Here is a 23,964-nt window from a genome sequence, read left to right as displayed (position 1 = left end):
GGATGCCGAAGATTCTTCCGGCGGCGGGTGGCGACGTGGTCGAGATCATCCTCGCCGATCACCGGTGGTTCGAGGAGGCGCTGCGTGAACTACGCGACGTCCGAAGCGACCGCGAGGCAGTGCTCGCCGACCTGGCCACCGTGCTGATCGCCCACGCCGAGGCCGAGGAGTCGAAGGTCTACCCGACGCTGCGGCGCAAGGATGCGATCGACGCCGAGGAGGTCGAGCACTCCGAGCACGAGCACGACGAGGGCAACGAGGCGCTGCTCGAGCTGATGGAGGTCGAGGACACCGGCAGCGAGGAGTTCAGCTCGAAGCTGCACGAGCTGTCCGAGGCCCTCACCCACCACCTCGACGAGGAAGAACGCGACATCCTCAACCCGGCCCGCACCGACATCTCAGAACAGGTACGCCGAAACCTCGGCGACACGTTCGCGGAGGAACGGGCCCGGCTGATCGCCGAGGACTGCGGCAACATCGCGAACGTCCGCAAGATCGTCAAAAGCTGACGACGAGCCCTTCGTCGGCAGCAATGACCTCGCCGTCGAACTCGGCCTGTGCTTCACGGACCGAGACAGCGCGATCGGATCCCGGCCAGAAATGCGTCAGCATCAACCGCCGGGCTCCGCGCGCACCTCGACCCGCCTCAGCCGCCGTCATCAAGTAGGCGCTGGTGGGCGCGCCGCCCTGGTACGTCGCGTCGGAGATGAACAGGTCGGCGCCCTCCGCCAACCGCCGGAGATCAGGCGATGGGCCGCTGTCGCCGGTGTACGCGACCGTCACACCCGGCGCGGTCAGCCGGATACCGAGATTCGTCTTGTAGTGCGGCAGTTCCACAGTCAGCACGTCGAACGGCCCGATGCGGTTGGTCGACGCTAGATCGTGCACCGCGAAGACCTCAGCCGGGTCGGGGTTCGGTTCGAGAGCCCGCAGTACGTCGAGAGTCCCAGGTGTGCAGTGCAGGGGAACGGGCGGCGCATCCGGAGCCTCGTAGTAGCGCACCCGCGCCAACCCGCTGACGTCGACACAGTGGTCCGGGTGCTGATGCGTCACGACCACCGCATCAACCTCACCCTGCGGGCAGTGCTCGAGCAGGCGGGGCAACGCGGCGTACCCGAGGTCGAGCACGACGCGGAACCCGTCGTACTCCAGCAGGAATCCGGCGCACGCGCGCCCGGCCTCGGGCCACGCGCCGCAGGAGCCGAGGACCGTCAGCGACCTCACCGAGTGGCGAACGGCTGGTTGCTCGGCACGATCTCCTTGCCCAGCGGCAGGAGCGAGACCGGGATCAGCTTGAAGTTCGCGACGCCGAGCGGGATGCCGATGATCGTCAGGCAGAGCGCGATCCCGGTGGTCAGGTGACCGAGCGCCAGCCACCAGCCGGCGAAGATGATCCAGATGATGTTGCCGAGCAGCGCGCCCGCGCCGGCGCCCGGCTTGTCGACCACGGTCCGGCCGAACGGCCACAGCGTGTACCCGGCGATCCGGAACGACGCGATGCCGAACGGGATCGTCACGATCAGCACGCAGCAGATGATGCCGGCGACCGCGTACCCGACAGCCAGCCAGAACCCGGCCAGCACCAGCCAGATCAGGTTGAGAAGCGTCTTCATGCTTCCAAGCGTGCCACCTCGCGGGTGTGTTTCCGTACCAAATCGGCGACAAGCCCGGGATCGCTCCGGGGCATCCAGTGCCCTCCCCTGACCACCTTCACGGTCAGGTTGGGTGCCCAGCGTGCGATGTCGGTCTGCAGCGCGGTCGTGACGAACGGATCGGCGTCCGGTGCGACGGCGAGCACGGGTACGTCGGTGCTGGGCGGCGTCGGGCGGATCAGGCGTGGCAGGACGTTGGCGCGGTACAGCTTCATGCCGTTCACGTAGTCGCCGATGGATCGCTGCTCGGTGGCGTCCTGGTTCTCGAGGCGGTTGAAGACGCGGTGCGCCCACCCTTTGCGCCAGGCGAACTCGGGGAGCCATGGGAGATGGAAGTAGAAGATGTACCAGGAGTGCTGGAGTTGACGGAGGGTGGCGCGGTTCGCTCGACGAAGGAAGTATCCGGCGTGATCCAGCGACGGCCCTGAGATGGAGATGAAAGACGCAATCCGGGGGTCCGTCAGGAAGTGCCAGGCTTGGATCGAGCCCCAGTCGTGGGCCAGGACGTGTACTGGCTGATCGGGTGAGGCGTGGTCCAGGACGGCCTCGAAGTCTTCCTGGAGGCGATCCAGGGCGTACGCCGAGGTTGGGCTTGGCTGGTCGGATTCGCCGGCGCCGCGGACGTCGTACGTGATGACGTGGAAGTCGGTGGTGAGGCGTTCGGCGACCGGCTCCCAGAGTGATGCGTTGTCCGGGTAGCCGTGGACGCAGATCAGCGTCGGTGCATCGGGGTTGCCGTAGTCGTAGACGGCGATGCGCGTGCCGTCTCGGCTAGTAGTGGTCGACTTCGAGGGTGGCAAAGGTCATCCCCGCTTTCACAAGTCGCTCGCGGAGGGCAGGTCCCATAGCAGCGGCCGTCGTGGTTTGGCCGGACGTCTCCGGTAGGTCGTCGAGTGCGAGGCACAGTGCGCTCTCGCCGAGCATCTTCGCGGTCTCGTCGTACCCAGGATCGCGGCCGGCGACCTCGGTGATCACCTGTTTGCCACCGCCACGGCCGACGAACCGGACGTTGAACCACGACCGCGCCCGCCGCTCCGGGCTCGGACCGTCGCCGGGCTGCAGCCGGTTGAGCATCGCCTTCCGCACCGGCGGGATCTGCGCGCCGGCGATCAGCAGGCCGACCCCACCGATGCCTGCGGCAACCATCGGTAGACGGTCCATCGCCGCGTAGTGCGAGTAGCGGAAGTCGGGACCGTAGCGATCGAGCAGCCGCGCGGAGTACCCGACGATCTGCGGATCGATCGTCGGCAGCGGCACCGCCCAGAACCCTTGCTGACGATGGATCCGGCCGGCCACCGCACGCGCTTTCCGTCCCTCCGGCCGCGGCTCCGCCTGTTTGCGGGCCCGATGAGCGTCGAGGTTCTGCTTCGGGCGCGAGAACGCGGTGATCGCCGTGTGGAACGTGCCACCCGACGGTCGACCGCCCGCGCGGAGCAGGCCGTCCACCTGGATCGGCACACCCTCGGGAAGCTGATCGACGGTGAACTGCACGCCGAGGTCGTACGGGATCGAGTCGAACCCGCAGGCATGGATGATCCGGGCGCCGGTCTCCGTCGCGCGCTGGTGATAGCGCACGTACATCCGATCGGCGAACTCCGGCTCACCGGTGAGGTCGAGGTAATCCGTCCCCGCCTCGGCGCAGGCGGCCACAAGAGGTTCGCCGTACTGGATGTAAGGGCCGACCGTCGTCGCGACGACCTTGGTCGACTCGGCGAGCGCACGCAGCGACTCGGCATCCGTCACGTCGGCGTGCAGGATGTCCTTGCCGAAGCGTTCCAGCTTGGCTTTGTTGCGTCCGGCAACGGCCCAGCGCAGGCTCTCGGGCGCGTTCTTCTCCAGGTACTCCGCGGTGAGCGCGCCAGTGAAGCCGCTCGCGCCAAGCAGCACCACGTCGTACTGGCGGCTCATTTGTGCCCAGCCTTCTCCGAGTCGGCCAACCCGCCGGCGCCGGTCGGCCTCGACGACGCCTCGGCTCCGCGCGCCTGGACGTCGGCGAGCGCTGCCGCGTCCGCTTTCGGAACGCTGAACCGCGCGCCGAGCTCGATGAAATGCGGGATGGCCCACCGGACAACCTTCATCGCACCGATCCAGCCCGGCACGTGCACGGTCCGCGAACGTTTCCTGATGCCGTCGACGAACTTGTCCACCGCGAACTCCAGCGGGTACGTCTTGCTCGCGAGCGGCATCCCCGTCCGGACCTTCCCGAACACCGGGTGCTCGTCCGCGCCGCGGACCATGTCGGTGTCGACGAACGTCATGTGTGCGACGCCGACCCGCACGCCCAGGTGCTTCAGCTCCGGCCGCAAGGTGTCGCCCATCGCCTCGACACCCGCCTTCGCCGCGTTGTACGCCGACAGGCCGGGGATGTGCACGATCGCGGCGAGCGACGATACGAGCAGGAGGTACCCCTTGCTCTCCAGCAGGTACGGCAACGTGAGGTGCGTCGTACGCCACACGCCGAGCAGATCGACCTCGAGCACGCGCTCCCACGTCGCGGGGTCCATACTCCGGGCGAAGCCGGGCGCGGCGATACCGGCGTTCGCCATCACGACGTCGATGCGGCCGTAGCGCTCGACGACGCCCTCGACCGCCGTACGCAGCGAGTCGGTGTCGGTGACGTCCGCCTCCCACCAGCCGGCGTCCGGGCCGCAGTCCTCCGCGACCTGCTTCAGCTCGTCCGGCTCCAGGCCGACCAGCGCGAGCTTCGCGCCCTCGCCCGCCAACTTCCGGGCGACCGCGGCGCCGATCCCCCGGGAGGCTCCGGTGATGAGGACGACTTGACCGGCCAACGGACGCATCTGGACCTCCAGCTTGTTGAGCAGATACTCAACAGTAAGTGCTTATTGACCGTTTACTCAATAGACTGGCCGTATGAGCCAGACCTCCTCTGCCAGATTGCGCCCGGACGAGCGGCGGGCGCAGATTCTCGCGGCAGCGCGTCAGGTGCTGCTCGCGGATCCGCACCGGGAGCTGACGGTCGAGTTGGTCGCCGCGGAAGCCGGCGTCTCCCCTGCTCTGCTGTTCCACTACTTCGGCTCGAAGAAGAAGTTCCAGTACGCCGTCATCGAGGAAGCCGCGGCAGAGGTCATGCTGCGGACCGCGCCGGATCCGTCCCTGCCACCGGACGAGCAGCTCCGATCGGGTATCCGCGCGTTCGTCCGCGCCGTACTCGAAGCCCCGCAGCTCTATCGCGCCACCCTGCTGATGTCGGCCGCCGGCGATCCGGAGATCCGCGCGCTGCACTCGGATCTGCGCCGTGTGTTCAGCCAGTGGGTGATCAGCGCGGTCGCAGAGCGTGGCATCGAGGTCACCCCCGTCGTCGAGCTCGCGTGCCACGGCTGGCAGGGTTACGTCGAACAGACCCTCCTGGTATGGATCGACGACCCGACCGTCTCGCCGGAATCCCTCGAACACCTCTGCGAGCAGTCCCTGGACGCGATCCTCACGACAACGTCCGAGTGAGAAGGCATGAACAAGTTCTTCCTGACGGTCCACATCCTCGCCGCGATCCTCTGCGTCGGTCCGGTCACCGTGGCGACCAGCATGTTCCCGTCGATCGCCAAGCGCGCGCTGACGGCTGAGAACCCGGACACCGGCGGGTTGCAGGTGCTGCACCGGATCACCAATGTCTACGCCTGGGCCAGCCTCGCGGTGCCGCTCTTCGGGTTCGCTCTCGCGGGCAGCATGCACGTGATGGGCGAGGCCTGGCTGATCATCTCGATCGTGCTGACCCTGGCTGCGGCGCTGGTGCTCGCATTCCTCGTCGCGCCGGCGCAGTCGAGCGTGCTGGCGGTCGTCGGCGGGACGACCGAGGAGCGCAGCGCCGTACTGTCGAAGGCGAAGCTGCTCTCGATGACGTCGGGGATCTTCGCGCTGCTTTGGCTGGTTGTGCTCGTGCTGATGGTCGTCAAGCCGGGGCACCACAGAGGGTAAGGTTCCCGCGTGCTGACGGTTGCCACGGTGAACGTGAACGGAATCAGGGCCGCCTTCCGACGCGGGATGCAGCCGTGGCTGGACGACACGGACCCCGACTTGTTGCTGATGCAGGAAGTCCGGGCGACGGACGACGTACTGCGTGAACTCCTGGGGGGCGACTGGAACATCGCGCATGCCGAGCCCGCGATCGACGGGCACAAGGGACGCGCGGGCGTCGCGGTCGCGAGCCGGCGTCCGATCAAGGAAGAGCGCGGCGACATCGGCCCGGAGCGGTTCGCCGGGACCGGGCGCTGGGTCGAGGCGGACGTCGTACTGGACGACGGTACGACGCTGACCGCGGTGAGCACGTATGTGTTCACGGGCGAGTTCGAGACGCCGCCGCGGCAGGAGGAGAAGTATGCGTTCCTCGATGCGATCACCGCTCGGCTGACCGAACTGCGCGCCGACGGCCGGCACGTGCTGATGTGCGGCGACCTGAACATCGCCCACCGCGAGGAAGACCTGAAGGCCTGGAAGGCCAACCGCAAGAAGAGCGGCTTCCTGCCCGAAGAACGCGCCTGGATGGACCGCCTGTTCGAGGCCGGCTGGGTCGACCTCGGCCGCCGCTTCGGCGGCGAAGGACCCGGTCCGTACTCGTGGTGGTCCTGGCGCGGCAAGGCCTTCGACAACGACGCCGGCTGGCGCATCGACTACCAGATCGCCTCCCCCGTCGTGGCCCTCGCAGCCACCAGCTGCGTCGTCCACCGAGCCCCGACCTACGCCGAACGCTGGAGCGACCACGCCCCGGTCGTCGCGACGTACAACGTCTAGGGAAAGCCTGCGCGGAGACGGCAGCGTGGCGGGTAGTCTCGCGGCATGTCCGAGACTTCTTCTGTTACGCCGCCGGTTGCTGCTCGTAAGCCGGTTGAGCGGGTGCATCACGGCGATGTGTTCGTCGACGAGTACGAGTGGTTGCGGGACAAGACCGACGATGAGGTGCTGGGGTACCTGCGGGCCGAGAACGCGTACACCGAGACGCGCACGGCGCATCTGGAATCGTTGCGTGAGGCAATCTTTCGGGAGATCTCGGACCGGACGCTGCAGACCGACCTGAGCGTCCCGGCGCGACGCGGCGGGTACTGGTACTACTCGCGCACGATCGAGGGCCGGCAGTACTCGCTGCACTGCCGGGTCAAGGTGGACGGCGACCAGCCGCCCGCGACCGACGGCGAGATCGCCGGCGAAGAGGTGATGCTGGACGGGAACGAGGTGGCCGGCGACTCCGAGTTCTTCTCGCTCGGCACCGTCGACGTCTCCCCCGACGGCCGTCTGCTCGCGTACTCCGTGGACCTCAAGGGCGACGAGCGATTCACCCTCCGGATCAAAGACCTCAGCACCGGCGAACTGCTGCCCGACGAGCTGCCCGAGGTGCACTACGGCTCGGCCTGGTCGGCGGACGGCTCGACGATCTTCTACACCAAGGTCGACGACGCTTGGCGCCCGCACCAGGTTTGGCGTCACACGCTCGGCACGACGGACGACGTCCTCGTCATGGAGGAGCCGGACGAGCGCTTCTGGGTCGGCGTCGACCTCACGCGCAACGAGCAGGCGATCATGATCGCGCTCGGCAGCAAGCTGACCAGCGAGGTCTGGCTGCTCGACGCCAACGACCCGACCGGCGAGGCAGTGGTCGTGGCGCCGCGGCGCGAGGGCGTCGAGTACGACGTCGAGCATGCCGGCGATCAGCTCCTGATCACGCACAACGCGGATGCCGCCAACTTCTCGCTCGCGTCCGCGCCGCTCGACTCCCCCGGTGACTGGACGACGCTGATCGAGGGCGACGAGACCAGCCGCCTGCTCGGCACGGACGCGTTCGCCGACCACGTGATCCTTTACCGGCGCCGCAACGCGCTGACCGAGCTGGCGATCATGCGCCGCACCGATGGCTCGTTCACCGCGCCTGAGGTGCTGGAGTTCGACGAGCCGATCTACACGGTCTCCCCCGGCCGCAACGACGAGTGGCACGACACCCGGTACCGGTTCGGGTACACGTCGCTCGTCACGCCGGGTTCGACGTACGACGTGGAGGTCGCGACGGGCGAGCGTCGATTGCTGAAGCAGCAGCCTGTTCTCGGCGGCGTGGACCTGACGGCGTACACGCAGTACCGCGAGTGGGCGACGGCGCCGGACGGGACGAAGGTGCCGATCTCGATGGTCGCGCGCAAGGACGTCGCGAAGGACGGCAACGCGCCGGTCGTGCTGTACGGCTACGGGTCGTACGAATCGTCGATGGATCCGTGGTTCTCGATCCCGCGGCTGTCGCTGCTCGACCGCGGCGTGGTGTTCGCGATCGTGCACGTGCGGGGCGGCGGCGAGCTCGGCCGGCACTGGTACGACGACGGCAAGATGCTCACGAAGCGCAACACGTTCACCGACTTCATCGCGGCCGCGGAGCACCTGGTGCAGGCGGGCTGGACCAGGCCTGAACGGATCGTCGCGCAGGGCGGCAGCGCCGGCGGCCTGCTGATGGGCGCGGTCGCGAACCTGGCCCCGGAAGCGTTCGGCGGAATCGTCGCGGAGGTCCCGTTCGTGGACGCGCTGACCACGATCCTCGACCCGTCACTGCCGCTCACCGTGATCGAGTGGGAGGAATGGGGTAATCCGCTCGAGGACAAAGCCGTCTACGAGTACATGAAGTCCTACTCGCCGTACGAAAACGTTGCCGCGCAGCGCTATCCGCGCATCCTGGCGATCACCAGCCTGAACGACACCCGGGTGTTCTTCGTCGAGCCGGCGAAGTGGGTGGCGAAACTCCGCGCGACCGCGGCCGGTGACGCCGACGTACTGCTGAAGACCGAAATGGAAGCCGGCCACGGCGGCCGCAGCGGGCGGTACGACGCCTGGCGCGAGGTCGCGTTCTCGCTGGCCTGGGAGCTGGACACGCTCGGCCTGAGCTGAACCAGAAGGAATATCTGTCCCTGGACGTGTGTTGTGCAACACATCCAGGGACAGATTTCTGGACTGATTCTCAGGTTCGACGCGGAGTGTCAGGCCTAATACCCCAGCAAAGCTGCGGGACACCGGTTTCCACGGCGGAATCACTGCCGGGAACTCTCAGGGAACCTTCAGGGTGTTTACACACTGGTACCGGAATCTTGAACCCTACTCGAGCGTTGCTCTCCATGTAACGACGAAGGGAGTTTCGGTGGCTCGCATGGCTCGTGTCCGGTCCACGGACGACGGTATCGACGGCAAGGACAGTGTAGGTCTCTACCTCGAAGAGATCGCACGGACTCCTTTGCTGACGGCTGAGGAAGAGGTCGAGCTCGCTGAGACGGTCGAAGCAGGACTCCTTGCGGAGCAGCTGCTGGCCGAGGGGCGGGTTGGACGTAAGAAGGGCGGAGCGCCCAAATATGCGACGGAGGAAGAGCTGGAGTGGCTGGCCGAAGCGGGCCGGCGCGCACAGCAGCGGTTCGTGACCGCGAACCTCCGGCTCGTGGTGTCGATCGCCCGCCGGTACGGGCGGTCCCAGATGCCGCTGCTGGACCTGGTCCAGGAGGGCAACACGGGGCTGATCCGCGCGGTGGAGAAGTTCGACTACCGGAAGGGTTTCAAGTTCTCGACGTACGCGACCTGGTGGGTGCGGCAGGCCATCACCCGCGGTATCGCGCAGCAGGCCCGTGTGGTCCGGCTGCCGGTGCACGTGGTGGAGCAGCTCAACCAGATCGGGTCGGCGCGGCGCACGCTGGAGCGCAAGCTCGGGCGGGAGCCGGAGATCCACGAGATCGCGGCGGAGCTGGGCCTGGACCCGGAGCGGGTCACTGAACTGATCCGCATCGGCCGGGACCACATCAGCCTGAACAGCCCGGTCGACGACGAGGGCGAGACCTCGCTGGGTGACCTGATCGCGGCCGAGACCGCGCCGGGTCCGGACCAGCTGGTCGCGGACGCGTCCGACCGTTCGGGTCTGTTCAGTCTGGTCGACCAGCTCGACCCGCGGTCCGCGGACGTGATCCGGCGCCGCTACGGCCTGCACGACGGCCGCCAGGCCAAGCTGGCCGATATCGGCGCAGTGCACGGCATCTCGGCGGAGCGAGTTCGCCAGATCGAGCGCGAGGCGCTGGGCCGCCTGCGCCTGATGGCAGACCCGACGCTGGCCGCGTAACACCCACTCCGAAACCCCTCAGGACCCTCGAGCCGCGATCCGGCTCGGGGGTCCTTCGGTATGTCGGGGGTCAGTTCCAGCTGTCGATCAGCGCCGGCAGCTCCGACAGGCGCTGGATCGTGGCATCCGGCGTACCTTCGGTGTGGCCGATCTGCTCGGTCGGGATCGCGCTGTGCGGCAGGTGCGCGGCCCGCATGCCGACGTTCTGCGCGCCCCAAACGTCGTCGAACAGCCGGTCGCCGACGAACAGGCAGCGTGACGGCTCCGACACACCGACGGCCCGCATCGCGGCCAGGAACGCCTCCGGGTGCGGCTTCGTGTGCGCGATCTCGCTGGTGTAGACCGCACCGTCGAGCAGCTCGTGGACGCCGTCCCGCGCGAAGATCGCCTCGTGCCGCTGCCGGGGCCAGATCGTGTTCGACAGCACGCCGACCTTCAGCCCGCGCGCCCGTAGCTCCTTGAGCGTTTCGATCGCGTCCGGCTCCAGCTCGGTGTGCGGGTCCCACTGCCGGTCGTACTCCGCTTGGGCCGCCGGGCTCATCACGACCTCGGCCAGCGTGCACACCTCTTCCAGCGTGCTGCTGAGATGCTCGTCCCGGGAGCGCCGCCAGATCGACCCTTCGGCCGCCACCAGCCGGGCCGCCAGGTCGTCGGCCTGCTCCTCGTCGAGGACCGTGGCGACAGCTCGCCAGGTCTCGCGCAGGTCGATGTCGTGCCAGGTCGCCAAGGTGCCGCCCCAGTCGAACAGGACGGCCTCGATCTTCACGTTCGTCACGCGGCACAGCCTGCCAGAGCCGACCGACAGTTCTCGCCTGTATTTCAACTGCCGGTTCAGCTGACTCTGGCGACCTGCTGCCGCTTGGCCAGCCAGGTGATCGCGAACGCGTAGAACGCCAGGCACGGGATGTCCGAGACCAGCAGCGTCCACGGCGCGCCGCCCTGCTCGTCCCAGCCGGACAGCTGACCCATTGCCGCAGGCAACAAAAAGGCGAGCAGGTTGTTCAGCGCGTGCAGCGCGATGCCGGCCTCCAGTCCCCCGGTCCGGACCGTCAGCCAGCCGACGGTGATCGCGAACAGGAACACGTCGGCCATCGCCCACCCGGTGTACCCGTGCGCCGACACGAACGCCGCTCCGCCGATCACGATGCCCGGCCACGGCGACCGGAAGATCGTCCGCAGCCAGCGGGCCTTGCCGTCGGGGTTGTCCGGGCCGTACGCCCCGACCGCCTGGATCAGCCACCCGCGGAACATGAACTCCTCGGCGGCCGACTGGAACGGCACCAGGAACAGGATCACCAGCGCCGGTACGGCGAACGCGCCGAACCCGATCCATGACCCGCCGTCGGTCCCGATCGCGTCCTCGGGCGGGAAGATCGCGTCGACCAGCAGCCCCATCGCGTACGACAGAGCGAGGTACCCGAGGGCCGGCACGCAGCACAGCAGCAGCCAGCGCCAGCGGATCTTGTTCAGGACCGAGGCGACGCTCCAGAACGGCCTGCGTTGGACGACCCACGCGGCCAGGCCGACGCACGGGGTCAGGATGCCGAGCATGACCAGCGTGACGGCGAGGTTCTCGGTGTCGCTCGGGAAGATGTGCGTCCCGGTCGGCGTCGGGAACGGTCCGGCGACGACACGGTGCACGATCGTCCAGGCGACGACGACACCGGTCGTCAGGAACAGGACGAACGCGCCGAGCAGCAGGGTCCCGACGATCGGGCGCCACCACGCGTGTTTTGCCGTACGGGCGAGCCGGTGGAACGGCGTACCCGGCGCGGCGGGGATGATGCGGGGCTCGCGGTAGGCATATTGGGCCGGGTACGGCGCCGGTGCGCCCCACTGCTGCGGGTACGGCTGCGCTTGGGGCGGCGGCGCTCCCCACTGCTCCGGGTACGGGCCAGGGTGGGGCGGGGGCGGTGGGTACTGCCCCGGCTGGGAGTATGGGCCCGGTTGCGGTTGGTCTTGCGGTGGCGGCCCGGGCTGTTGCGGGTCCATGACTGGACTCTAGAAGATCGGGCCAAGCACACGGAGGGAACACACGGTGGTTACTGATCCGGGAACATCCAGGTCGACGGATGCGCTGCCGCAGTCCGTACTGATGCCGCTCAGCGGCTCGGCCATCTTCCTTGTCGTCCAGGTCGAGGAAGGCGGCGAGGACCGGACCCGCGACCTCCTGGAGAGCCTGAGCGGTCTCGTCCGCTCGGTCGGCTTCCGGGTGCCGAACGGCAACCTCTCATGTGTCACCAGCATCGGTTCCGACGTCTGGGATCGCCTGTTCAGCGGTCCACGGCCCGCCGAGCTGCATCCGTTCATCGAGCTCAAGGGCGCGACCCACCAGGCCCCGGCCACGCCCGGCGACCTGCTCTTCCACATCCGGGCGGCCCACCAGGACCAGTGCTTCGAGCTGGCCGGGCAGATCATGACCGTCCTCGACGGCGCCGCCACGGTCGTCGACGAAGTACACGGCTTCAAGTACTTCGAGATGCGCGACCTGCTCGGCTTCGTGGACGGGACGGAGAACCCGACCGGCGCCGACGCACAGGCCGCCGTACTCATCGGCGACGAGGACCCCGACTTCCGCGGCGGCAGCTATGTGATCGTGCAGAAGTACCTGCACAACCTGAAGACGTGGAACGCGCTGACCGTCGAGCAGCAGGAGGCCGCGGTCGGGCGGACCAAGCTCGACGACATCGAGTTCCCCGACGCGAAGAAGGCGGCCAACGCACACATCGTGCTGAACGTGATCGAGGACGAGGACGGCAACCAGCTGCAGATCCTGCGCGACAACATGCCGTTCGGCACGATCGGCGCGCAGGAGTTCGGCACGTACTTCATCGGGTACGCCAAAAGCCCGGCGGTGACGGAGCTGATGTTGCGCCGGATGTTCATCGGCGTACCCGAGGGCACCCATGACCGGCTGCTCGATTTCTCGACAGCGGTCACGGGTGGCCTGTTCTTCACCCCGACGTCAGACTTCCTCGACGACCTGCCGCCGGCGCCCTGAGGGTTACTCGCCGTTCAGCGGCGGATCGACGAAGCTCGCCCAGCTGTAGTTGACCGGGTCGTTGAAGGTCCCGGGCACCTTGCCGAGGCTGTTGATGACAGTCGCGGTTCCGTTGGCGTGCCCAACGGCGTACAGGTACGCCGAGCCGGTGTCCTTGTCGATGCCGAGCAGCAGCGTGCCGTACTGGCCGCAACGCGTCGTCAGGAGCGACTCGAAGCCCTGCCAGGTGCTGGTCCGCAGCGCCTTGACGACCGGCTTCATCGGCGAGGTCAGCGGAATGCGGATCGTGTACAGGGCGCCGCCACGAGTCGTCGCCAGCAGGGTGTCGTACGTCGATGTCCTGCTGATCAGCGCGACCGCCTTGACCGACGCGAATCCGGCGTACGAACCCGCGGAGCGCCAGGCGGGCTTGCCGTTGACCTCGCTGACGAACCACCGGTAGAGCACGCCGTCGTTGCGCAGGGCGTACGTCCGGTAGCTGCTTCCGCCGTCTGCCGACCAGGACTTGGTCAGCGTGCGGAAGTCGTTCCAGCCGCCGCCGATGCGGTTCATCTGGTTGCTGACGACCTTCCCGCCGGTCCCCGTCTGGGTGAGCAGGCCGCCGTCGTACAGCACTCCTCCGGTGACCACGGCGCCCGTCAGTGCGGTGTTGTCGTCGAAGTCGTCGTCCCAGACCCACTCGCTGCTCAGGGCGATCGTGCCGGCGAACGGCTGTTTCGCCATCGTGTCGACCGGATTCACCGAGATCGGCGAGGTCGCCCGGACGTACTTGTCCACCAGGTCCTTCCCCGCGGTCACCGAGCCGGCCTGGATGTAGCAGGCAGTGGCCGACTGGGCCGTCTGGGCTGCCTGCGCTGTCTGGGCTGCCTGGGCGGGGCTCATAGCTGTGAGGACAGGTCCCGCCAGGAGCAGACCGGCGGCTGCCGCAATCATCTTTCGCATGTTGGTTCCCCCTTCGGTGCTAAGTTTCATTCACCCTGCTTGATGCCGGTGTCACTTCGAAAGTTGTGGAAGCCAACCTGTCGGTGCCATAGGCGAGACTGGATTCATGTTGCTCTCCGAGGTGGTCACGACGTCGGCCGCGCTGGCCGGGACCAGGTCGCGGCTGAAGAAGGCGGAGTTCATCGCCGGACTGTTGTCCAAGGCCACTGAACCGGCCGAGATCGAGATCGTCGTGACGTACCTGTCCGGTGAGCTGCGGCAGCGCCGGACCGGGGTCGGCTGGCGGACGCTGATGGACGCGCCGGAGCCGGCCGCCGAGCCGTCGCTGACGGTCGAGGAGATCGACCAGGCGTTCGCGGAGCTCGCTGAGATGTCAGGCACCGGTGTGCAGGCGCGGCGCCGGGAGGCCGTGGACGGTTTGTTCTCGCGGGCGACGGCGGATGAGCAGTGGTTCCTGCGCCAGCTCGTCGGCGGCGAGTTGCGGCAGGGCGCGCTCGACGGCGTCATGGCGGACGCGGTCGCGCGGGCGACCGGGATTGCGTTGGACAAGATCCGGGCTGCGGCGATGTTGCGCGGGGCGGCTGCTCCGGTCGCCGTCGCCGTACTGACCGAAGGCGAGGCCGGGCTGGCGCAGTTCGGGCTCCAGGTCGGGCGTGGAGTGCAGCCGATGCTGGCGCAGTCGGCGACCACGGTCGCGGAGGCGTTGACGAAGACGGGTACGCCGGCGGCGCTCGAGTGGAAGCTCGACGGGATCCGGATCCAGGTGCATCGCAACGGCGACGACGTGGTCGTCTACACGCGGACGCTCGACGACATTACGACGCGGGTGCCCGAGGTGGTCAGCGCGGTGCTCGCCCTGGAGGCGCAGCAGGTCGTGCTTGACGGTGAGCTGATCGCGCTGCGGCCGGACGGGCGGCCCGAGCCGTTCCAGGTGACCGGGTCGCGGACGGCGACGCGGGCGGCGACAGGGCCCGAGTCCGTGCCGCTCACGCCGTACTTCTTCCACATCCTGCATCAGGACGGTCAGGACTTGCTCGGGCTCGACGGAGCAGAGCGGCACGAGTGGCTGTCGAAGCTGGTGCCGGAGGAGCGACAGGTCCCGCGGCTGGTGACCGATGACGCCGAGGCCGGGCAGGCGTTCTTCGCGGATGCGGTGCGGCGCGGGCATGAGGGCGTGATGGTGAAGTCGTTGACCGTGCCGTACGAGGCGGGGCGGCGTGGGTCCGGCTGGGTGAAGGTCAAGCAGACGCACACGCTCGATCTGCTCGTGCTCGCGGCGGAGTGGGGTCATGGGCGTCGGACGGGCTGGCTGTCGAACCTGCATCTCGGTGCGCGCGACGAGGAGACAGGCGAGTTCGTCATGCTCGGGAAGACGTTCAAGGGGCTGACGGACGAGCTCCTGCGGTGGCAGACCGAGCGCTTCCAGGAGCTCGCCGTACGGCGGGATGACTGGGCCGTCTATCTGCGTCCGGAGGTGGTGGTGGAGATCGCGTTCGACGGCGTACAGACGTCGCCTCGCTACCCGGCCGGGATGGCGTTGCGGTTCGCCCGGGTGATTCGTTATCGCGAGGACAAGCGGCCCGCGGACGTTGATACGGTGCAGACCGTGCGTGCGATCCACGTCGGTCCAGATCTCGCGGAAGAAGGCCCAGCTGATGAGTGAGGATCCTGACGTCGTCTCCCGGCGGATCGCCCACGAGTCGATCGACCGCGACGACCCGACCGGCTGGTTCGAGCACCTGTACGCCGCGGCCGCGGAAGGCTCGGCCGTCGTCCCGTGGGATCGCGGTACGGCGCATCAGTTGCTGACCGACTGGGTCAACGAGTCGAAGCCCTACGGCGCCGACAAGACCGCGCTGGTCGTCGGCGCCGGCACCGGCTGGGACGCCGAGCTGATCGCCGACCGCGGGTACGACACGACCGCGTTCGACATCTCCCCCACCGCGATCGCGACAGCCCACCGGAACCACCCGGATTCCAAGGCGCACTACATCGTCGCCGACCTGCTGGCTCCGCCGACCGACTGGCATCGCGCCTTCGATCTTGTCGTCGAGATCTACACGGTCCAGGCGCTCCCGATCAACCTGCAACCCGACGCCATCAAGCAGGTCACCGAGCTGGTCGCCCCCGGCGGCACACTCCTGGTCATCGCTGCCGCGCGCCCCGACGACCAGACCGACGACGACATCCAAGGCCCGCCCTGGCCGCTCACCCGCGCCGCCATCCGGTCCTTCACCGCCCCCGACCTCCACCTGATCCAACTCGACCGGGCCCCCAGCCCGACCGACCCCACCATCCTCCGCTGGCGAGCGGAGTACCTCCGCGACTGATCGGCGCCGGCTGACGATGTCTGGAGCTTCGATGACGGATCTGCCTCCGCTCGTGGTGCTGGCGCAAGCAGCTGCCGCCGAGCTCGGGATGCCGCTCTCGCGGGAAGGCACGGGGCCGTCGTGCTGCCTGCCTGGAGTGGGCAGGTTCCTGGCCGTCTTGGCTGCCGGATGCGCGGGTGGGTTGATCGGTGAGATGGGTACGGGCGTCGGCGTGGGGGCGGCTTGGATGGCGTCGGCGATGCCCGCGGGCTGCAGGCTGGTGACCGTCGAGCTGGATCCGGTTCGGGTAGCGGCGGCACAGCGGGTGTTCGCCGATCAGGACCGGGTCGAGGTGATCCACGGCGACTCGTACGACGAGCTGGCGCGGCGAGCGCCGTTCGATCTCGTCTTCGTCGACGGCGGGCCATCCGATCGCGTCGTCGAGTTGCTGCGGATCGGCGGGCGGCTGGTGTTCGACGACGTCACGCCGGTCGAGGCGCTGCCCGCGGATTCGCCGTACCGGGAGAACGACCCGAAGCGGGAGTTCTTCTTCACCGATTCACGCCTGGTAGCGACGGAAGTGGTCCTTCCGGACCTGCAGAATTCACTCCTGGTGGGCACCCGCGTGCGATGAGATTGCATGGGAACATGTGTTCGAAAATCATGTAGACTCGCTTCATGGCGGGGCGAAATGTGGTGGGGCCGACGGCTCTGCGGATGATGCTTGGGGGTCATCTGCGGGAGCTGCGTGAGCGCGCCGGCGTCACTCGGACGGATGCCGGCTGGGCGATCCGGTCGTCGGAGTCGAAGATCAGCCGGCTCGAGCTCGGCCGGGTCGGCTTCAAGGAACGCGACGTCGCCGACCTCCTCACGCTGTACGGCGTGCACGAGGCGCGCGAGCGGGATCGGCTGCTGGAGCTCGCCCGCGAAGCCAACGACCCGGGCTGGTGGCATCGGTACGGCGACGTCACGCCGGACTGGTTCGACGCGTATCTCGGCCTCGAAGCGACCGCCGAGCTGATCCGGACGTACGAGATCCAATTCGTCCCGGGACTGCTGCAGACCGCGGAGTACGCCCGAGCGGTCGCGCGGCTGACTCCCTCGGGCGTGCCGACCGACCAGGAGATCGAGCGGATTGTCGCGCTCCGCACTCGCCGCCAACGGGTGCTGGACCGCGAGCCCCCGCTCAAGTTGTGGGCCGTCATCGAGGAGTCGGTGCTGCATCGCCCGATCGGCGGCCCCGACGTACTGCGCAGTCAGCTCGACGCGCTCCGCGAAGCGATCACCCGGCCTAACGTGACGCTCCAGATCATCCCGCTCTCGAGCAGCGGTCACGCCGCGACCGGCGGGGCGTTCTCGCTCCTCAGGTTCCCGCAGCGCGATCTGCCCGACATCGTCTACCTGGAACACCTGACCAGCGCGCTGTACCTCGACAAGCGCGACGACGTCGAGGCCTACACACAAGCCCTCGACCTGCTGGCCGCGAGCAGCCCCTCACCCCAACAGACGGAGCGAGAACTGACCCGCCTGCTCGATCGCCTGGCGAGCTGACTAGTCCTCGGTGTCGGTCGACCCGAGGTGCCTGACGCGCCCAGCGTCCTCCCCCGCGTCGAGCAAGCCGCCGTCACCGGTCTGGTTGTCGACGTACTCGGCCAGCGCGATGTCCGGGTGGTGCATGTCGAAGGCCGGCGAGTCCGAGCGGATCCGCGGCAGCTTGTCGAAGTTGTGCCGCGGCGGCGGGCAGCTCGTCGCCCACTCGAGCGACCGGCCCCAACCCCACGGATCGTCGACCTCGACGCGCGGATGCCGCCGCGACTTGTACACGTTCCAGAAGAACGGCAGCGTCGAGATCCCGAGGATGAACGCACCGACCGACGACACCTGGTGCAGGGTCGTGAAGCCCTCGAACGACTTGTAGTCGGCGTACCGCCGCGGCATTCCTTCGACACCCAGCCAGTGCTGCACCAGGAACGTCGTGTGGAATCCGATGAACAGCAGCCAGAAATGCAGCTTCCCCCAGCGCTCGTCGAGCATCCGCCCCGTCATCTTCGGCCACCAGTAGTAGAACCCGGCGAACATCGCGAATACCACGGTCCCGAACACCACGTAGTGGAAGTGTGCAACGACGAAGTACGTGTCGGAGATCTGGTAGTCCAAGGCCGGCGAGGCCAGGATGACCCCGGTCAGGCCGCCGAACAGGAAAGTCGTCAGGAAGCCGACTGCCCAGAGCATCGGCGTATCGAACGACAGGGAACCGCCCCACATCGTCCCGATCCAGTTGAAGAACTTCACCCCGGTAGGCACCGCGATCAAGAACGTCATGAACGAGAAGAACGGCAGGTTCACCGCGCCGGTCACGAACATGTGGTGCGCCCACACCGCGATCGACAGTGCGCCGATGCCCATCGTCGCCGCGACCAGACCGATGTAGCCGAAGACCGGCTTGCGGCTGAAGACCGGCAGGATCTCGGTGATGATGCCGAAGAACGGCAAGGCAATGATGTAGACCTCGGGATGCCCGAAGAACCAGAACAGGTGCTGCCAGAGGATCGCGCCGCCGTTGGCGGAGTCGAACACATGGGCGCCCAAGGATCTGTCCGCCTCGAGCACCAGCAGCGCCGCCGCGAGAATCGGGAACGCGATCAGCACCAGGATCGACGTCACCAGGATGTTCCAGCAGAAGATCGGCATCCGGAACATCGTCATACCCGGCGCCCGCATCGTGACGATCGTGGTGATGAAGTTGACGCCGCCGAGGATCGTGCCCAGACCGGCCATCCACAGACCCATGATCCACAGGTCCGCGCCGACACCCGGCGAGCGGACCGCGTTCGACAACGGCGAGTACGCCGTCCAGCCGAAGTCGGCCGCACCGCCCGGCGTGAAGAACGCGCCGACCGTGATCAGGCCGCCGAACAGGAACAGCCAGTAACTGAACATGTTCAGCCGCGGGAACGCCACGTCCGGAGCACCGATCTGCACGGGCATGATCACATTGGCGAACCCGACGAACAGCGGCGTCGCGAACAGCAGCAACATGATCGTGCCGTGCATCGTGAAGAGCTGGTTGTAGGTCTCCTCGTTCACGATCTGCAGACCCGGCTCGGCGAGCTCGGCGCGCATGACCAGCGCCATCACGCCGGCGATCAGGAAGAAGATGAACGACGTGACCAGGTACAACTGGCCGATCACCTTGTGATCGGTCGTCGACAAGAGTTTGCCGATCACCTGCCCGAGTGGCCGCCGTCGTAGTCCGACAGCAGTCGTTCCGGTGCGCTCGGTGATCCCAGCCTGTCCACTGACGCTGGCCACGGTTCGATTAGACACCTATGCACCGGAGAGGAGAACCCCCTACTGGGAAGGACCGGCCGCGATCACCGCGCGTACGTCGTCCAGCCGCAGCGTCGTCGGGTCGACGTCCATCAGGCACCAAGTGGCGCCGGCGTCTGCGTACGGACGCGGATCGTCGTCCGGTTCGAGCGCCACCGCGATGTCGAAATTGTCCAGATTCCCGCGCAATTCCCGCAGTACGGCGGCCGGCTCGGCGAGCTGGTCCGGCGATGTGAGGTTGACCGGGAAGAGACCGTCGTACCGCGTTGCTCGCCGGATCGGCTTGGTGTTGCCGGGGAATCCGGCGATCCAGACCGGCACTCGACCAGCGACCGGGCGGGGCAGGAACTGCACGTCGTCGACCAAGTGGTGCTTCCCGCGGTACTTCACCGGCTCCCCCGTCCAGCCCGCCGTCAGGATGTCGAGCGTCTCGTCCATCCGCTCGGCTCGCACCCGGTCGTTCACCTCCTCACCGGTCTTCGAGTACTCCTGAGCGAACCGGTCGCTGCCCAGCCCGACCCCGAGCGTCAGCCGACCGCCTGACAGCCGGTCCAGGGTCGTTGTCTCGCGCAACAACTTGGTCGGCCGCCGGCGCGCGATCGGCGAGACCATCGGGCCGATCCGCAGCCGTTCGGTGGTCATCGCCATCGCGCTCATCGCGATCCACGGATCCGACACCAGCCGGACCGGTTCCCGCCACCACAGCTGGTCCCAGAGGAAGAACCCGTCCCACCCGGCTTCCTCAGCGGCCGCCGCGAGGTGCGCGACCTCGCGCGGGTCGGACAACTCGTCGAACAACGGCAGCCAGATCGCGTACTTCATCGCCCCGTCACCTCATCAACGAACGTCTTCCAGTACGGCGCGGACAGCCCATGCCCCATGCCCGCAAGTACCACCAGCCGAGCGCCGGGTACGGCGTCACGCACAGCCTCACCGTGCGGCAACGGGAGCAAGGGGTCGGCGTCTCCGTGCATAACGAGAACGGGCATCGTCAGGTCCGCGAAGGAGCCGTTGCGTGGGCCGTCGAAGGTCATCGCATAGTGGTTCGACATCGCCGCCTCGTAGTCCGTCGTCCGAGCCATGTCCTCCACCACCAGGGCCCGGGCGACCGACTCGTCGAAGTGGCCGGCCGCCTCCGCCTCGATCGCGCGTACGACGTACTCCTCGACGGCGGCCTGGTCGGCGAAGTCCGGCGTACCCAGGTGAGGCATGTCAGGTGATGGCCCCGGGAGTCCTTCGTCGCCGGTGCTCGTCGAGACGAAGGTGAGGGAGGCGACGCGGGACGGGTGATCGACGCCGAGGATCAGCGCCGTACCGCCGGACATCGACTGCGCGACCACGTGCGCCTTGTCGATGCCGAGGGCATCGAGCAGACCGACGGCGTCGGCGGCCAGGTCGCTCATCGCGTACCCCGGTTCTCCGAGTGGGTACGACGTCGACCGGCCGGTGTCGCGCTGGTCGTAGCGGATCACGAACCGCCCGCGGGCGGCGAGTTCGGTGCACAGCCGGCTGTCCCACCACAGCATGGACGCGGTGGCGCCGTGGATCAGCAGGACGGCGGGATCGGCCGGATCGCCGTACGTCTCCGCGCAGAGTTCGATGCCGTTGACCTCGTAGATGTTCTCCATACGAACGACCGTAGGAGGCGGCAGGCGATCGTGAAAAGCGATTGATTCTTATCAAAGCAATCGCCGATGGCGATAGATTGCCGTCATGTACGAGTTGCGTCATCTGGCGACGCTGGCTGCCGTCGCCGACGAGGGTTCGTTCGGCCGCGCCGCGAGCAGGCTCGGGTACACCCAGTCGAGCGTCAGCCAGCAGATCGCAGTACTCGAGAAGACCGCCCGCGGTCCGCTGTTCGACCGGCCGGGTGGGCCGAAGCCGGTGCGGATCACGCCGCTCGGCGCTGTCCTGCTGCAGCACGCACGCGACCTGCTGCGCCGCGCCGACGAGCTCAGCGACGGGATCGAGCGGTTCCGTGCCGGCGACAGCCGGATCGATATCGGCACGTTCCAGACCGTCTCGAACACGCTGCTGCCGCAGGTGATCCGCGGTTTGCGGGACGCGCATCCGGGCTGCGATATCCGGCTGTTCGAGGAGGAGACCGACGATCCCGATCTCACCGGGCTCGACCTGATGTTCTTCGACGGCTGCGGCGGCGACGGCATCGATCAGCTCAAACTGCTCGACGATCCGTACGTCCTGGTGGCGCGCCCCGACCACTTCCCGGCCGGACCGGTCCCGCTCGAGACGCTCGACGGCCTGCCGCTGGTCGCCCATCCGCCGATCTGCCACCAGGCCGTGGTCGAGGACTTCCTGCGCGCCCGCACCATCCGCCCGCAGTTCGTGTTCCGCACCGAGGGCAACGAGGCACTACTCGCGATGGTCCGCGCCGGCCTCGGTGCGGCCCTCGCGCCGCGTCTCGCCGTACTGCGTGACGACCCGAGCCTCACGCTGCACGAGCTCACGCCCGAGCTCCCGGCGCGGGAGATCTTCTTGCTGTGGCAGGCCGGCCGCACGCACTCACCGCTTGCGGCGCACGCGATCGAGCTCGCGCGGAGTGCGGCGGCCGGCCTCAACCTAACTGACGGTTAGCACCTTCGACGCGGTCTGCGTCCCCTGGTGGTCAGCGTCGGCCAGCCACACCACGCGGTACGTGTAGGTGCCGCGTGCGGTCGGCTTGATGCTGAACGCGTACTTCCCGTTCGTCGTCAGCTTCCCGGTCGTGACCGCCACCCACGTCGTACCGGAACGACGCTGCAGGTACGCCGTCGTACCGGCGTGCGGCGGGTTCAGGTACCCGTACAGCAACGTCGATGCGCCCAGCTTGATCGCGCCCGGCGTCAGGTACGCCGACAGCGCCGGATGCACCTGGACGAGCGGAGCTGTACTCCGCGTCCCGAGAACCGCGCCGCCGCCGTTGTAGCCCCACATGTAGTACGTCGACACGGCCGGCTTCTGCGACGTCGACGCGACCCCGCTGGCGTTCGTGGTGAACGATCCGACCGTCGACCACTTGCTCGCGTTCTTCGCCTTGGCGTATAGCACGGCCGGTACGCCGGCCAGCACCCCGCCGTCGAGCCGGCTGACTGCCGTCGACAGCGTCACCGCCTGCGTGTACATGATCGACGCCGCGCTGGCGCCGATCGTCGCCTTCGACCCGACGAGCTTCACGTCGACACCGGGACCGATCTTGCCCTTGCTGTCCTTCACCCAGACGCGGTAGGCGTAGCTGGCGGAGTTCGACAGCCCGGTCTGCGTGAACAGGCTGGCCGCGCCGTTGTACACCGCCGTACCGGACGTCGGCAGTGGCGGAGAGGTCGAACCGACCGCGCTGCGAACCATGATCTGGCCCAGTGTCACGTTGGCCGGCTTCGTCCACCGCAGCGTCGCCGCCGCAACGCCACCGGTGACGGTGAAGCTGCTGACAGGTGGCGGCGGAGCGGTCAGGTTCAGGTAGTTCTTGTCGATGGACAGGGTCACGCCACCGTTGGTCTCACTGACGCTGTCGTACTGATGCACGCGCTGGTGATTACTCCAGTAGGCAGCCGGAATCGACATCGTGCCCGGAGTCCTGTTCCACTGGGCCATCCAGATGTTGTCCGGCCGCGTGTATGCGGTACTCGCATAGCCGCTCACCAGGTCTTGCCCTCCGTGGGCGGCATTGACGTAAGCGCCGCCAACGTAGCCTCGCGAATTCAGCTCCTGGGTCCAACCACTCACATACGACAGCACCGCCGCCTTGCAGGCCGCGGTCGACTCGTACGGCTCGAGGTCGGTGTAGATCGCACTGCGCTGGGCGAACCCGAGCGCCTGCGCCGCGGCGACCGCGTTGATCGCAGCGTTGCGGCCTTGGACCAACGCGGTCGACGCCACCGACGACATCCGGCTCTTGTACGTCGTGCAGGGCGCCTGGTAGCCGACGTCGATCAGCAGGAACTGCCAGCCCTTGCTTGCGTTCGTGGCCACCCAGTCCGCAGTCAGGTTCGGCTGCGCGCAGGCACGGAGGCCACCGCTGATGTAGATGCCGATCCCCTGGTACGTCGGGCGCCACGCGTCCATCGTGGACTGTGGCGGCGCGGTGCAGGCATCGAAGCCGTTCCCGGCGAAGTTGCCCGTAGCAACCACTGACGGGGTGACCGCGGCGGGCGTCGCGACCCGCGCGGACGGCGTCTTCGTCACCACTCGACCGGTCGCGAGCACGTCGCTTGCCGCCTTCTCCGCACCTGGTGCGTAGTACGCGGTCGCCAGCACGCCGGCGTCGGTGACCGACCGCCGGAGTAGGCCGTCGCTGGACGGCGTGTTCGTGGTCAGCGGCTCCAGCATCAGGCCGGAACTGCGGCCGACGAGGTGTGCCGGGCAGTTGGCCTGCGACGTACTGCGGCCGAGGTACACGGCGGGCTGGTCGAGCCGGACGCAGGCCGTCGGGTCGGCGGTCAGGTCGACCACCGGCCAGTTGGCCGGGACGGTTACTTGGTAGCCGCGGTACGAGACGGTCTTGGTCCCGTCCGCGACAGCAGAAGTGGTGACGGTAATACCCGCCACCAGGGCGAGGGCGACTGCCAGCCCCCCAGGTCTGAACAACCTCACAGTGCTCCCCAGATGATCGACGATCAGAGCCCCCAAGTGAAAGCGAGCACCTGCGCTCTT

The 23,964-nt window shown here is 67.9% G+C and carries 24 protein-coding genes and 1 pseudogene; 13 read left to right on the top strand and 12 right to left on the bottom strand.

All coding sequences use genetic code 11. The features are described 5' to 3' along the window. Positions 1-2 precede the first annotated feature (2 nt). Entirely contained in the window at positions 3-509 is a 507-nt protein-coding gene (locus ACQPYH_RS20850) for a hemerythrin domain-containing protein (RefSeq protein ID WP_432893784.1), read from the top strand. Here ACQPYH_RS20850 and ACQPYH_RS20845 read toward each other — a convergent pair. Genes ACQPYH_RS20845 through ACQPYH_RS20825 form a run of 5 tightly spaced genes read right to left on the bottom strand, consistent with a single transcriptional unit; the run spans position 499 to position 4,450 of the window. Next, positions 499-1,224 carry an MBL fold metallo-hydrolase gene (locus tag ACQPYH_RS20845; protein ID WP_432893782.1) on the bottom strand — a complete coding sequence of 242 codons (726 nt, stop codon included), beginning with the start codon at positions 1,222-1,224 and terminating at the stop codon, positions 499-501. The genes ACQPYH_RS20850 and ACQPYH_RS20845 overlap by 11 nt on opposite strands. Next, entirely contained in the window at positions 1,221-1,613 is a 393-nt protein-coding gene (locus tag ACQPYH_RS20840; protein WP_134099988.1) for a YccF domain-containing protein, read from the bottom strand. Before ACQPYH_RS20840 ends, ACQPYH_RS20845 begins: the two co-directional genes overlap by 4 nt. After that, entirely contained in the window at positions 1,610-2,452 is an 843-nt protein-coding gene (locus tag ACQPYH_RS20835) for an alpha/beta fold hydrolase (protein ID WP_432893780.1), read from the bottom strand. The genes ACQPYH_RS20840 and ACQPYH_RS20835 overlap by 4 nt, the downstream gene beginning before the upstream one ends. Beyond that, on the bottom strand, positions 2,424-3,560 hold the full coding sequence (locus ACQPYH_RS20830) for a saccharopine dehydrogenase family protein (RefSeq protein WP_432893778.1): 1,137 nt from the start codon (positions 3,558-3,560) through the stop codon (positions 2,424-2,426). The genes ACQPYH_RS20835 and ACQPYH_RS20830 overlap by 29 nt, the downstream gene beginning before the upstream one ends. Further along, entirely contained in the window at positions 3,557-4,450 is an 894-nt protein-coding gene (locus ACQPYH_RS20825) for an SDR family oxidoreductase (RefSeq protein WP_432893776.1), read from the bottom strand. Before ACQPYH_RS20825 ends, ACQPYH_RS20830 begins: the two co-directional genes overlap by 4 nt. Positions 4,451-4,523: 73 nt before the next feature. On the opposite strand from ACQPYH_RS20825, the gene ACQPYH_RS20820 reads away from it, so the two are divergent. The 6 genes and pseudogenes from ACQPYH_RS20820 to ACQPYH_RS20795 all read left to right on the top strand — a co-directional run bounded on the left by ACQPYH_RS20820 (position 4,524) and on the right by ACQPYH_RS20795 (position 9,732). Further along, positions 4,524-5,114, top strand: a complete 591-nt coding sequence (locus ACQPYH_RS20820) for a TetR/AcrR family transcriptional regulator (protein ID WP_432893774.1) — start codon at positions 4,524-4,526, stop codon at positions 5,112-5,114. Positions 5,115-5,120: 6 nt separating this feature from the next. Further along, positions 5,121-5,585 (top strand): hypothetical protein, encoded by a 465-nt coding sequence (locus ACQPYH_RS20815; protein ID WP_432893772.1) that lies wholly within the window; start codon positions 5,121-5,123, stop codon positions 5,583-5,585. 9 nt (positions 5,586-5,594) lie between these two features. Further along, the gene (locus ACQPYH_RS20810; protein WP_432893770.1) at positions 5,595-6,398 is read left to right on the top strand and encodes an exodeoxyribonuclease III; all 804 of its coding nucleotides are present in this window, start codon (positions 5,595-5,597) and stop codon (positions 6,396-6,398) included. A 45-nt stretch (positions 6,399-6,443) separates the two neighbouring features. Beyond that, the gene (locus ACQPYH_RS20805) at positions 6,444-8,525 is read left to right on the top strand and encodes a S9 family peptidase (protein ID WP_432893768.1); all 2,082 of its coding nucleotides are present in this window, start codon (positions 6,444-6,446) and stop codon (positions 8,523-8,525) included. A 285-nt stretch (positions 8,526-8,810) separates the two neighbouring features. Continuing rightward, a pseudogene (locus ACQPYH_RS20800) lies at positions 8,811-8,879 on the top strand (hypothetical protein); the annotation flags it as partial. Beyond that, positions 8,851-9,732, top strand: coding sequence for a sigma-70 family RNA polymerase sigma factor (locus ACQPYH_RS20795; RefSeq protein WP_432894445.1), 882 nt, complete (start codon positions 8,851-8,853; stop codon positions 9,730-9,732). The pseudogene ACQPYH_RS20800 and the gene ACQPYH_RS20795, both read left to right, overlap by 29 nt. A gap of 70 nt (positions 9,733-9,802) precedes the next feature. Here ACQPYH_RS20795 and ACQPYH_RS20790 read toward each other — a convergent pair whose 3' ends face one another. Both ACQPYH_RS20790 and ACQPYH_RS20785 read right to left on the bottom strand, forming a co-directional pair. Then, a complete protein-coding gene (locus ACQPYH_RS20790) occupies positions 9,803-10,507 on the bottom strand; it encodes an HAD family hydrolase (RefSeq protein ID WP_432893766.1) in 705 nt (234 codons plus the stop codon). Between the two features lie 56 nt (positions 10,508-10,563). Further along, complete coding sequence (locus ACQPYH_RS20785; protein ID WP_432893764.1) at positions 10,564-11,724, bottom strand: lysostaphin resistance A-like protein; 1,161 nt, start codon at positions 11,722-11,724, stop codon at positions 10,564-10,566. 46 nt (positions 11,725-11,770) lie between these two features. Here ACQPYH_RS20785 and ACQPYH_RS20780 point away from each other — a divergent pair, with 46 nt between their 5' ends. Continuing rightward, positions 11,771-12,733, top strand: coding sequence for a Dyp-type peroxidase (locus ACQPYH_RS20780; protein WP_432893762.1), 963 nt, complete (start codon positions 11,771-11,773; stop codon positions 12,731-12,733). A gap of 3 nt (positions 12,734-12,736) precedes the next feature. Here ACQPYH_RS20780 and ACQPYH_RS20775 read toward each other — a convergent pair whose 3' ends face one another. Beyond that, complete coding sequence (locus tag ACQPYH_RS20775) at positions 12,737-13,675, bottom strand: hypothetical protein (protein WP_432893760.1); 939 nt, start codon at positions 13,673-13,675, stop codon at positions 12,737-12,739. Between the two features lie 106 nt (positions 13,676-13,781). On the opposite strand from ACQPYH_RS20775, the gene ACQPYH_RS20770 reads away from it, so the two are divergent. Genes ACQPYH_RS20770 through ACQPYH_RS20755 form a run of 4 tightly spaced genes read left to right on the top strand, consistent with a single transcriptional unit; the run spans position 13,782 to position 17,535 of the window. After that, positions 13,782-15,338 carry an ATP-dependent DNA ligase gene (locus ACQPYH_RS20770; RefSeq protein ID WP_432893758.1) on the top strand — a complete coding sequence of 519 codons (1,557 nt, stop codon included), beginning with the start codon at positions 13,782-13,784 and terminating at the stop codon, positions 15,336-15,338. Then, positions 15,331-16,005, top strand: coding sequence for a class I SAM-dependent methyltransferase (locus ACQPYH_RS20765; protein ID WP_432893756.1), 675 nt, complete (start codon positions 15,331-15,333; stop codon positions 16,003-16,005). The genes ACQPYH_RS20770 and ACQPYH_RS20765 overlap by 8 nt, the downstream gene beginning before the upstream one ends. Before the next feature lie 31 nt (positions 16,006-16,036). After that, the gene (locus ACQPYH_RS20760; protein WP_432893754.1) at positions 16,037-16,618 is read left to right on the top strand and encodes an O-methyltransferase; all 582 of its coding nucleotides are present in this window, start codon (positions 16,037-16,039) and stop codon (positions 16,616-16,618) included. A 44-nt stretch (positions 16,619-16,662) separates the two neighbouring features. Continuing rightward, positions 16,663-17,535: a helix-turn-helix domain-containing protein gene (locus tag ACQPYH_RS20755; RefSeq protein ID WP_432893752.1), complete on the top strand. Its 873-nt coding sequence runs from the start codon at positions 16,663-16,665 to the stop codon at positions 17,533-17,535. Here ACQPYH_RS20755 and ctaD read toward each other — a convergent pair whose 3' ends face one another. The 3 genes from ctaD to ACQPYH_RS20740 all read right to left on the bottom strand — a co-directional run bounded on the left by ctaD (position 17,536) and on the right by ACQPYH_RS20740 (position 20,942). Continuing rightward, the gene (gene ctaD, locus ACQPYH_RS20750; protein ID WP_432894443.1) at positions 17,536-19,269 is read right to left on the bottom strand and encodes an aa3-type cytochrome oxidase subunit I; all 1,734 of its coding nucleotides are present in this window, start codon (positions 19,267-19,269) and stop codon (positions 17,536-17,538) included. Between the two features lie 66 nt (positions 19,270-19,335). Next, positions 19,336-20,136, bottom strand: coding sequence for an LLM class flavin-dependent oxidoreductase (locus tag ACQPYH_RS20745; protein ID WP_432893750.1), 801 nt, complete (start codon positions 20,134-20,136; stop codon positions 19,336-19,338). Then, entirely contained in the window at positions 20,133-20,942 is an 810-nt protein-coding gene (locus tag ACQPYH_RS20740; protein ID WP_432893748.1) for an alpha/beta fold hydrolase, read from the bottom strand. Before ACQPYH_RS20740 ends, ACQPYH_RS20745 begins: the two co-directional genes overlap by 4 nt. Before the next feature lie 85 nt (positions 20,943-21,027). Here ACQPYH_RS20740 and ACQPYH_RS20735 point away from each other — a divergent pair, with 85 nt between their 5' ends. Then, positions 21,028-21,909: a LysR family transcriptional regulator gene (locus ACQPYH_RS20735; RefSeq protein WP_432893746.1), complete on the top strand. Its 882-nt coding sequence runs from the start codon at positions 21,028-21,030 to the stop codon at positions 21,907-21,909. On the opposite strand, the gene ACQPYH_RS20730 is transcribed toward ACQPYH_RS20735, so the two are convergent. Then, complete coding sequence (locus tag ACQPYH_RS20730) at positions 21,895-23,904, bottom strand: glycoside hydrolase domain-containing protein (RefSeq protein WP_432893744.1); 2,010 nt, start codon at positions 23,902-23,904, stop codon at positions 21,895-21,897. The two genes, ACQPYH_RS20735 and ACQPYH_RS20730, sit on opposite strands and share 15 nt — an antisense overlap. Between the last annotated feature and the right edge of the window lie 60 nt (positions 23,905-23,964).

It is taken from the genome of Kribbella sp. CA-245084 (genome assembly GCF_050942355.1).
In the GTDB taxonomy this organism is placed as follows: Bacteria; Actinomycetota; Actinomycetes; order Propionibacteriales; family Kribbellaceae; genus Kribbella.
Note: the sequence above shows the minus strand (reverse complement) of the source record. Positions and strands in the feature narration are given on the sequence as shown.

Excerpts from the sequence above, each read along its gene's own strand:
- ACQPYH_RS20740 (WP_432893748.1), bottom strand. The coding sequence starts at position 20,942 with ATGGAGAACATCTACGAGGTCAACGGCATCGAACTCTGCGCGGAGACG.
- ACQPYH_RS20850 (WP_432893784.1), top strand. The coding sequence starts at position 3 with ATGCCGAAGATTCTTCCGGCGGCGGGTGGCGACGTGGTCGAGATCATC.
- ACQPYH_RS20765 (WP_432893756.1), top strand. The coding sequence starts at position 15,331 with ATGAGTGAGGATCCTGACGTCGTCTCCCGGCGGATCGCCCACGAGTCG.
- ACQPYH_RS20815 (WP_432893772.1), top strand. The coding sequence starts at position 5,121 with ATGAACAAGTTCTTCCTGACGGTCCACATCCTCGCCGCGATCCTCTGC.
- ACQPYH_RS20830 (WP_432893778.1), bottom strand. The coding sequence starts at position 3,560 with ATGAGCCGCCAGTACGACGTGGTGCTGCTTGGCGCGAGCGGCTTCACT.
- ACQPYH_RS20840 (WP_134099988.1), bottom strand. The coding sequence starts at position 1,613 with ATGAAGACGCTTCTCAACCTGATCTGGCTGGTGCTGGCCGGGTTCTGG.
- ACQPYH_RS20775 (WP_432893760.1), bottom strand. The coding sequence starts at position 13,675 with ATGCGAAAGATGATTGCGGCAGCCGCCGGTCTGCTCCTGGCGGGACCT.
- ACQPYH_RS20770 (WP_432893758.1), top strand. The coding sequence starts at position 13,782 with ATGTTGCTCTCCGAGGTGGTCACGACGTCGGCCGCGCTGGCCGGGACC.
- ACQPYH_RS20760 (WP_432893754.1), top strand. The coding sequence starts at position 16,037 with ATGACGGATCTGCCTCCGCTCGTGGTGCTGGCGCAAGCAGCTGCCGCC.
- ACQPYH_RS20820 (WP_432893774.1), top strand. The coding sequence starts at position 4,524 with ATGAGCCAGACCTCCTCTGCCAGATTGCGCCCGGACGAGCGGCGGGCG.
- ACQPYH_RS20805 (WP_432893768.1), top strand. The coding sequence starts at position 6,444 with ATGTCCGAGACTTCTTCTGTTACGCCGCCGGTTGCTGCTCGTAAGCCG.
- ACQPYH_RS20785 (WP_432893764.1), bottom strand. The coding sequence starts at position 11,724 with ATGGACCCGCAACAGCCCGGGCCGCCACCGCAAGACCAACCGCAACCG.
- ACQPYH_RS20735 (WP_432893746.1), top strand. The coding sequence starts at position 21,028 with ATGTACGAGTTGCGTCATCTGGCGACGCTGGCTGCCGTCGCCGACGAG.
- ACQPYH_RS20755 (WP_432893752.1), top strand. The coding sequence starts at position 16,663 with ATGGCGGGGCGAAATGTGGTGGGGCCGACGGCTCTGCGGATGATGCTT.
- ACQPYH_RS20825 (WP_432893776.1), bottom strand. The coding sequence starts at position 4,450 with ATGCGTCCGTTGGCCGGTCAAGTCGTCCTCATCACCGGAGCCTCCCGG.
- ACQPYH_RS20745 (WP_432893750.1), bottom strand. The coding sequence starts at position 20,136 with ATGAAGTACGCGATCTGGCTGCCGTTGTTCGACGAGTTGTCCGACCCG.